The organism is Sulfitobacter sp. HI0027 (genome assembly GCF_001634775.1).
Lineage (GTDB): Bacteria > Pseudomonadota > Alphaproteobacteria > Rhodobacterales > Rhodobacteraceae > Sulfitobacter.
Genome location: NZ_LWER01000147.1, coordinates 38991 through 46964, shown reverse-complemented (window position 1 = coordinate 46964; position 7974 = coordinate 38991). Strand labels below are relative to the sequence as shown.

Genomic DNA, 7974 nt, shown 5'->3' with positions numbered 1-7974 from the left:
AGACACGCGAGGCGTTCGGTGACTGGGAAGGCGATCTGATGATCTTTGAACGTGCCAATGGCAAGATGAACGTGGCTTCGCTCGTCGAACGCAAGACCAGGTTCGCCGTCCTGTTTCGCAACAACGACCGCAGTTCGACCCACTTCATGCGCAAGCTGATGGATGTGATGGAACCCCTACCCCAGCCGGCCCGCAAATCGATCACCTTTGACCGTGGTTTCGAATTCCGGGAGTGGAGAAAGCTCAAGTCGGGCATCGGCACTGACAGCTGGTTTTGTGACCCACAAGCACCCTGGCAAAAAGGCTCGGTCGAGAACCTCAACAAACGCGCACGGCGATATCTTCCCCGTGACACCCAGCTCGCGGCGCTCTCAAATCGCAATATGAAGGCGATTTGTGACCGCCTCAACGGCACGCCAAGAAAGTGCCTTGGTTGGCGCACACCGACGGAAGCGTTCAGGGAAGAGTTGAGGAAACTGAGATAGCGGAAACTGTCGCAACGACCCTTGAGACACCATATTGGCCCCGTTGTTGCGATCTTCTCGCCACAGTAGCACCTCAATGCCACCTGACGCTGGACAGCGCCAGTTTCGCTCCGCTAACACTATCTAGATGTTTTAAAGCGAGTGATTATGGCCTCTGTACTTATTTTGAACGGCCCGAACCTGAACCTGTTGGGTACGCGACAACCTGAGGTCTATGGCAAGACGACCTTGGCGGATGTCGAGGCTCTCTGCGCGGCGGAAGCTGCGCGGCTGGACTTGGAGATGCAGTTTGCGCAGTCCAACCACGAAGGCGCATTGATCGATTTGATCCATGAGGCCCGTGGCCAACACGCTGGTATCATTCTGAATGCTGGCGCCTTTACCCACACGTCGATCGCACTGATGGATGCCATCGCCTCTGTCGAACTGCCCGTAGTCGAAGTGCATCTGAGCAATATCCATGCCCGTGAGAGCTTTCGCCATACCTCCTACATCGCCCCTGTGGCCATCGGACAAATCTGCGGTTTCGGTGTACACGGCTATGTTTTGGCAATCCAAGCCCTTCAACGTTGTATTGTAAGCTAATGAATTTGCGCGATTATCTTCATCAAATCGCGCATAGCCCGACAATCGAAGAACTCTGGGATGCCCATACGCGACAGATGGCTGACTATGGGTTTGACCGGCTGATCTACGGGTTTACGCGCTACCGAACGCCGACATCGCTGGGGGATCCGGCGGATTTTGTCATTCTGAGCAATCAAAGCCCGGAGTATCTTAACGGCTATCTTCATAGCGGGCTGTACTTCAACGCGCCTATGCTGCGATGGGCGCTGAACAACGAAGGCGCTTGTAGCTGGGGCGCCCTGCCCGAGATCACGCATGGCGATGACCTGTCAGAGTCCGAGAAACGGGTGGTTGATTTCAACGCGCGGATGGAGGTGACCGCGGGCTACACGATCAGTTTCCGCTCAATCTCGGCGCGGTCCAAAGGCGCGATCGCCTTGACGGCGCGGCGTGGCCTGACCCAAGACGAGGTCGATGCGATCTGGGACGAGCATGGCGCCGACATTCAGTTGATGAATGAAATCGCGCATCTAAAGATCCTATCCCTGCCCTATAGCAGCCCCAACCGAAGCCTTACGCGGCGCCAGCTAGAGGTGCTGCAATGGGTCGGAGATGGCAAAACAACGCAGGACATCGCTCTGTTGATGGGTCTGACAGCCCCCACCGTCGAAAAACACCTTCGCCTCGCCCGAGAGGCGCTGTCGGTTGAGACGACAGCACAGGCGGTGTTGAAGGCCGCTTTTGCGAACCAGATGTTTGTGATGGATCAGTAATATATTAGGGTATGGAATACCTTACTGGCACCTCAGGTAGTAGATGGCCATGGTCCGCCAGTATCGCGGGTGTTCGCATCAACGGTACGACGGGCTTTAAATCCTTGTAATACCAAGGCGCTTTTGGGCCCGCCGGTCTCAGTCAGGTTTATTTTTCACCTGGCTGACCGGATCCCTACCCTTCCCCAGATACTCTTCGCTCACGGCCCCCGCGCTGCGCATTGGCAGCGCCGCCATGCGTATCCCTCCAACGAAAAAGGGCGGCGCATTGGAATGCACCGCCCCATATTCAGCATGACGAAAAGGCTTAGCCTTTCGCGGCTTTTGCCACTTCTGCTGCGAAGTCTTCTTTGATGACTTCGATGCCTTCGCCAACTTCCAGACGCACGAAACCGGTGATGGTCGCGCCTGCTTCTTCGGCAGCTTTGCCGACGGTCAAGTCAGGGTTCACAACGAAGGACTGGTTCACCAGCGTCACTTCGGACATGTACTTCTGCATCCGGCCGGTGATCATTTTCTCGATCACGGCTTCGGGCTTGCCGCTTTCACGGGCGATGTCCATCTGAACTTGCTTTTCTTTCTCGACCACGGCTGGGTCCAGATCAGCTTCGGACAGCGATGCAGGGTTCACAGCGGCGATGTGCATCGCGATCTGCTTGCCCAGCTCTTCGTTGCCACCGTTCATGGCGACCAGAACACCGATCTTGCCCATGCCGGGCGCGGCTGCGTTGTGCACGTAAGAGACAACGGTCTCGCCTTCGATGCTCTGCATCCGGCGCAGCGACATGTTCTCGCCGATTTTGGCGATGGCGTCGGTCAGCGTGGTTTCAACGGATTTGCCATTGATCTCAGCCGCTTTCAGCGCGTCGACATCGTCCACTTTCAGCGCTGCATCGGCGATGTTGCTGACCATGGATTGGAATTCGGCGTTCTTGCCGACGAAGTCGGTTTCAGAGTTCACCTCAACCGCGACACCGCGGCTGCCTTCAACCTTGACAGCCACAAGACCTTCGGCTGCGGTACGGCCGGATTTCTTCGCCGCTTTGGCCAGACCTTTGGTGCGCAGCCAGTCAACGGCGGCTTCCATGTCGCCGTTGCTTTCTGTCAGTGCCTTTTTGGCGTCCATCATGCCTGCGCCGGTGCTGTCGCGCAGTTCCTTGACCATGGATGCTGTGATTGCCATCTCTTGGTTCTCCTTTGGAAATCGGGTGCAGGCCCAAGGCCCGCTACTGGTGGAAATCGGGGCAGGTTACCCTGCCCCGTGTTTCAGGTCCGTGACGCTTAGCCTTCGGCTTTTGCGACGGTCTCTTTCTTGGATTCGATGTCCAGCGGCGCGTCTTTGCCCATGGCATCGTCATGCACGGTCTCTTCGGATGCGTTGCCGATTTCGACGCCGGTGCTTTCTTCGCTTACGGCTTCTTCTTCGGGGGCTTCTTCCATGGCGCCCAGATCAACACCTGCCGCACCCAGCTGAGCGGACATGCCGTCGAGAGCGGCGCGCGATGCCAGATCGCAGTAAAGCGAGATGGCGCGGGCCGCGTCGTCGTTGCCGGGGATGATATAGTCAACGCCGTCGGGCGAGCAGTTGGTATCAACCACGGCCACAACTGGGATGCCCAGTTTGTTGGCTTCGGCGATGGCCAGTGCTTCTTTTTTCACGTCGATGACGAAGAGCAGGTCAGGACGACCGCCCATTTCGCGGATGCCGCCCAGCGATGCTTCCAGTTTGTACTGGTCACGCTCCATACCAAGACGCTCTTTCTTGGTCAGGCCTTCAAAGCCGCGCTCGGACTGCTCATCGATGTTTTTCAGACGGTTGATCGACTGCGAAACGGTCTGCCAATTGGTCAGCGTGCCGCCGAGCCAACGGTGGTTCATGTAATACTGTGCGCATTTCTCTGCGGCTTCGGCGATCGGCTGAGCAGCCTGACGCTTGGTGCCAACGAAGAGAACGCTGCCGCCTTTGGCGACGGTGTCACGGATCACTTTCAGCGCATCGTCCAGCATAGGAACGGTTTGCGTGAGGTCCATGATGTGGATGCCGTTGCGTGCGCCGTAGATGTACGGGCCCATGCGGGGGTTCCAGCGCTGTGTCTGGTGACCAAAGTGTACGCCTGCTTCAAGCAATTGGCGCATGGAGAACTCAGGAAGAGCCATGTCTTTATACCTTTCCGGTTTAGCCTCATCGGGGGTATGACAGCGTCATGCTGCCAACCGGCGGACGTTTTGGGATTTCTCCCCAAAAGGCCCAACCCCGACTGCGGGTTCAAGTGGGGCGCATATATGCCAGCGCGCGCCGCAGCACAAGGGGCTTATTGCAGGCCCGACCGGGGATCGGCATGCCCTGCCCGCACGATCGCCTCGCAATGTTGCGCCAGCGCCTTGCGCCCCGCGAAATCGGCTACCGGAAGCGGCGGGTGATAGACCACCTCGACCGCACCCTGTTTTCGCGCGGCCAGTGTCGTCAGCAGATGCGCCCCAAATGACATATCCCCCCACCATCCATAAAACCGCGGGTCTTCGCCCTGAGGCGCATGGTAGATCACACTCACCGGCTGAACCGCGATCTCGTCATGCAAGGCCGGGTCGAAAAAAGCCTCGAAAAGCGTTGTTTTGAAGGGCAGCACTTGCAGCCCGTCGGTGCTGGTGCCCTCTGGGAAGAACAGCAGCTTATGCCCCGCCAACAGGCGCGTCCGAAAAACCTCAGTCTGGCTGCGCGCTTCGGCCCGGTCGCGGCGGATAAAGACCGTCCCCGTCGCCCGGGCCAACCAGCCGATGCCGGGCCAGCCCGCGACTTCGGATTTGGAGACGAAATAGATCCGTTTGGCCGCGTTCAGCGCGAAAATATCCAGCCACGACGTATGGTTGGCCACCACCGCGCCGCGCCGCTCCATCGGGGTGCCCCGCCTGACAAAGCGCATGCCAAGCACCCAGAATGCGGCTCGGCATACCATTTGCGTGATATGGGGCGTGATGGGCCGGTGCAGGCCGAAAATTGGCCGCTCGATCAGCCGCAACAGCAACAAGACCACCAGCCCGCCAAAAACCAAAAGCGCCAAGAGCACACCGCGCAGCGCCACGCGCAACATCCCCCCAAGGGTCAGGTGCCGCTTGGGCGGTGGCTGGTCGCTGTCCCAAGTCGTGGTCATCCTGCGCCTCCGCCATAGAACCGCGCCTGACGCGCGCTCATCTGTTTCGTGTCTAGGATCAGGCAGACATCCGTGGTGTTGAAGGCACGGTCGATATAGGCCCCCTCGCCCACGGTGCCGCCCAGCCGGAGATAGGCTTTGATCAGGCTCGGCACGGCCAGCATGGCTTTGCGCCGGTCAAGCTCGGCCTCAGGGATCAGGTCCATCGGTGTGATTTCACGGGCGCGCACGCGCAGGTCTGCGGGCGCCAAGTGCCGATGATGCAACAGCGAAAGCGGTTCGGCCAAGGCGGCCGTATCGGTGCCGTGAAAACTTGCCACGCCGAACAGAACCTCGATCTCATGCTCGGCGACATAGCGCCCGAGCGCGGCCCAAAGGTGGTGCATCGCCATGCCGCCGCGATAGGCAGGATCAAGGCAAGACCGACCCAATTCCAATAGCTTACGTCCCGAATTCTTTAGCGGCGTCAGATCGTATTCCGTCTCGGAATAGAATCCGCCTGCCCGCGCGGCCATATCCCCGCGCATCACCCGGTAAACGCCAGCAAGCTTGCCATTGCGCAGATCAGTCAAAAGCAGATGATCAAAGTAGGGGTCGAACCGGTCTTGCTCCAGCCCGGCGGTGTGATCGACCATCGGCCCGCCGCCGCCCAGCTCTTGCACGAAGACATCATAGCGGAGCCGCTGCGCGGCCTGCACATCAGCGTCCGTCTGCGCCAGTCTGACTTGAAAATCTGCTGCAACGCCCCGCGGCATCGGCCAATCCTATGCCCGAAATGAAAGTCTTCGCCTGATAGGCAATCGGCTGGCAAGGCGCAACAGTTGCAAGGAAAGCGAAAACCGGTTACTCTCCCTCTGGTTGCTTCAAATAAAATTTATTCCACCATTAAGGATTTGGAAAGGGTCATCCCTCATCAAAGACCGGCATTAATTCCAAACGAAAGCTATCTATGACCACCTTACCCTGGTCACGAAAGTTGACCGTCACCTTGCCGCCGATGTTGCTTTGCACTTGGCCCGTGCCCCATTCGGGATGCTGCGGGTGCATGACCAGCATGCCCGGCGTCAGCAGCGCGTTCAGATCATCCATGCCGTTTCCAATCATCCTAAGGGGCCACCATGGACCAATTTAACATCGACCTGCCCGCGCTGATCGGCAGCCGCATCTGCCACGACTTGATATCGCCAATCGGCGCCATCAACAACGGGCTTGAACTGCTTGAAATGGCTGGCACCGGGGCCGCGCCGGGGCCAGAGCTGGCCCTGATCGGCCAAAGTGTCGAAAGCGCCTCGGCCCGTATCCGGTTTTTCCGCATCGCTTTCGGGGCCGCTGGCGATCAGACCATGGGCCAGAATGAAGTGACATCGATCCTGCGCGATCTCTATACCGCCTCACGGGTTGAGATTGACTGGCAGATCACAAGCCCACAATCGCGCAACTGCGTGCGAATGGCGTTCCTATCGCTGCTTTGTATGGAGACGGCTTTGCACCATGGCGGGCGGATCACCATTACCGTTGAGGCTGGCCAATGGCGTCTGCATGCCGAAGCCGACAAGATCGCGATAGAACCCGCACTTTGGGCGCTATTGCATCAGCCGAACCCAGACCAGTCCCTACAACCTGCACAGGTCCAATTCGCGCTCTTGCCCATTTTGGCCCAAGCGCAGGGGAAAGAAATCACAGTAGACAGCGCTGACACGGTCCTCACCCTGTCTTTCTAAGGGTCAGCCGCGCACCGTTCCCGCGCCCCGAACAAGGTACTTAAAGCTCGTCAACTGCGCCGCCCCGACGGGGCCCCGGGCGTGCAGTTTGCCCGTGGCGATGCCGATCTCCGCACCCATGCCAAACTCCCCCCCATCCGCGAATTGAGTGGAGGCGTTGTGCATCAGGATCGCCGAGTCCAACCCGTTAAAGAATTCCGTCGCGGTCTTAGTGTTCTCGGTCAGGATGCAATCCGTATGGCCCGACCCGTACTGGCGAATATGGGCCATGGCGGCCTGAACATCGGGCACGACGCGCGCCGCCACGATCATGTCGAGGTACTCTTGCCCCCAATCCGTCTCGCTGGCCGGAACCGTGCCGGGGATATCCTGCAATGCCGAATCGGCGCGCACTTCGACACCGGCATCGATCAAGGCCCGGATCACACCTTTACCAATGGTTTTGGCGATATCCTCATGGATCAGCAAACACTCCGCCGCACCGCAGATGCCTGTGCGCCGCGTCTTGGCGTTCAGCACGACCTTCAGCGCTTTCTCAGGGTCGGCCTCGGCGTCGATATAGATATGCACGATCCCTTCGAGGTGGGCAAAGACCGGCACGCGCGCCTCACGCTGTACCAACCCAACAAGCCCCTTGCCGCCCCGCGGCACGATCACGTCGATGGTATCGGTCATGATTAGCATTTCACGCACCGCCGCCCGGTCGCGTGTGGGCACCAGTTGCACCGCATCCTCGGGCATGCCCGCGTCCCGCAACCCCTGTTGCAGGCAGGCGTGGATGGCGCGCGAAGAATGAAAGCTTTCAGACCCGCCGCGGAGGATCACCGCGTTACCGGCCTTGAGGCAAAGCGCGCCCGCATCCGCCGTTACATTCGGACGCGATTCATAGATCACGCCGATCACGCCAAGCGGGGTCCGAACACGCTGGATGTTTAGCCCCGAAGGCTGGTCCCATTCGGCGATGATCTCTCCCACTGGGTCGGCCTGTTCCGCGACCGAGCGCAGCCCGTCGACCATGCCGCGAATGCGGTCCTCGTCCAGCATCAGCCGGTCCATCATGGCATCAGACAGACCTTTATCGCGACCAAAGTCGAGGTCCTGCGCATTGGCGGCGATGATCTCGGCCCGGTTCTTCCAAACGGCATCGGCGGCGCTGATCAATGCGGCATGTTTACGCTCTGCCGTGGCGCTTGCCAGACGCGCTGCTGCGGCGCGGGCGCGGGCGCCGATATCGGCCATCAATTCAGAGATGTTTTCGATGTCACTCATAGCCTTATGC

General features: G+C 59.3%; 10 protein-coding genes. 4 read left to right on the top strand and 6 right to left on the bottom strand.

What is annotated here, in order from left to right:
• From A3722_RS08885 to A3722_RS08875, 3 genes are all read left to right on the top strand, one after another.
• Positions 1 to 485: IS30 family transposase (locus A3722_RS08885; protein WP_150120460.1), on the top strand; the 485-nt coding region annotated here is incomplete at its 5' end.
• 147 nt (positions 486 to 632) lie between these two features.
• Complete coding sequence (gene aroQ, locus A3722_RS08880; protein WP_067629656.1) at positions 633 to 1070, top strand: type II 3-dehydroquinate dehydratase; 438 nt, start codon at positions 633 to 635, stop codon at positions 1068 to 1070.
• Entirely contained in the window at positions 1070 to 1825 is a 756-nt protein-coding gene (locus A3722_RS08875) for a LuxR family transcriptional regulator (protein WP_067629653.1), read from the top strand. Before aroQ ends, A3722_RS08875 begins: the two co-directional genes overlap by 1 nt.
• Before the next feature lie 307 nt (positions 1826 to 2132).
• On the opposite strand, the gene tsf is transcribed toward A3722_RS08875, so the two are convergent.
• From tsf to A3722_RS08850, 5 genes are all read right to left on the bottom strand, one after another.
• Positions 2133 to 3008 (bottom strand): translation elongation factor Ts, encoded by an 876-nt coding sequence (gene tsf, locus A3722_RS08870; RefSeq protein WP_067629651.1) that lies wholly within the window; start codon positions 3006 to 3008, stop codon positions 2133 to 2135.
• 98 nt (positions 3009 to 3106) lie between these two features.
• Entirely contained in the window at positions 3107 to 3982 is an 876-nt protein-coding gene (gene rpsB, locus A3722_RS08865) for a 30S ribosomal protein S2 (protein WP_067629648.1), read from the bottom strand.
• A gap of 155 nt (positions 3983 to 4137) precedes the next feature.
• Entirely contained in the window at positions 4138 to 4974 is an 837-nt protein-coding gene (locus A3722_RS08860; RefSeq protein WP_067629646.1) for a lysophospholipid acyltransferase family protein, read from the bottom strand.
• The gene (locus tag A3722_RS08855; RefSeq protein WP_067629644.1) at positions 4971 to 5729 is read right to left on the bottom strand and encodes a GNAT family N-acetyltransferase; all 759 of its coding nucleotides are present in this window, start codon (positions 5727 to 5729) and stop codon (positions 4971 to 4973) included. Before A3722_RS08855 ends, A3722_RS08860 begins: the two co-directional genes overlap by 4 nt.
• Positions 5730 to 5877: 148 nt before the next feature.
• Entirely contained in the window at positions 5878 to 6063 is a 186-nt protein-coding gene (locus A3722_RS08850) for a DUF3553 domain-containing protein (RefSeq protein WP_067262087.1), read from the bottom strand.
• Between the two features lie 29 nt (positions 6064 to 6092).
• Between A3722_RS08850 and A3722_RS08845 the strand changes: the two genes are divergently transcribed.
• On the top strand, positions 6093 to 6695 hold the full coding sequence (locus A3722_RS08845; protein WP_067629642.1) for a histidine phosphotransferase family protein: 603 nt from the start codon (positions 6093 to 6095) through the stop codon (positions 6693 to 6695).
• 3 nt (positions 6696 to 6698) lie between these two features.
• Here A3722_RS08845 and A3722_RS08840 read toward each other — a convergent pair whose 3' ends face one another.
• On the bottom strand, positions 6699 to 7964 hold the full coding sequence (locus A3722_RS08840) for a glutamate-5-semialdehyde dehydrogenase (protein ID WP_067629640.1): 1266 nt from the start codon (positions 7962 to 7964) through the stop codon (positions 6699 to 6701).
• Between the last annotated feature and the right edge of the window lie 10 nt (positions 7965 to 7974).

Coding starts and splice junctions, on each gene's coding strand:
- aroQ (WP_067629656.1), top strand. CDS start 633: ATGGCCTCTGTACTTATTTTGAACGGCCCGAACCTGAACCTGTTGGGT.
- A3722_RS08875 (WP_067629653.1), top strand. CDS start 1,070: ATGAATTTGCGCGATTATCTTCATCAAATCGCGCATAGCCCGACAATC.
- tsf (WP_067629651.1), bottom strand. CDS start 3,008: ATGGCAATCACAGCATCCATGGTCAAGGAACTGCGCGACAGCACCGGC.
- rpsB (WP_067629648.1), bottom strand. CDS start 3,982: ATGGCTCTTCCTGAGTTCTCCATGCGCCAATTGCTTGAAGCAGGCGTA.
- A3722_RS08860 (WP_067629646.1), bottom strand. CDS start 4,974: ATGACCACGACTTGGGACAGCGACCAGCCACCGCCCAAGCGGCACCTG.
- A3722_RS08855 (WP_067629644.1), bottom strand. CDS start 5,729: ATGCCGCGGGGCGTTGCAGCAGATTTTCAAGTCAGACTGGCGCAGACG.
- A3722_RS08850 (WP_067262087.1), bottom strand. CDS start 6,063: ATGGATGATCTGAACGCGCTGCTGACGCCGGGCATGCTGGTCATGCAC.
- A3722_RS08845 (WP_067629642.1), top strand. CDS start 6,093: ATGGACCAATTTAACATCGACCTGCCCGCGCTGATCGGCAGCCGCATC.
- A3722_RS08840 (WP_067629640.1), bottom strand. CDS start 7,964: ATGAGTGACATCGAAAACATCTCTGAATTGATGGCCGATATCGGCGCC.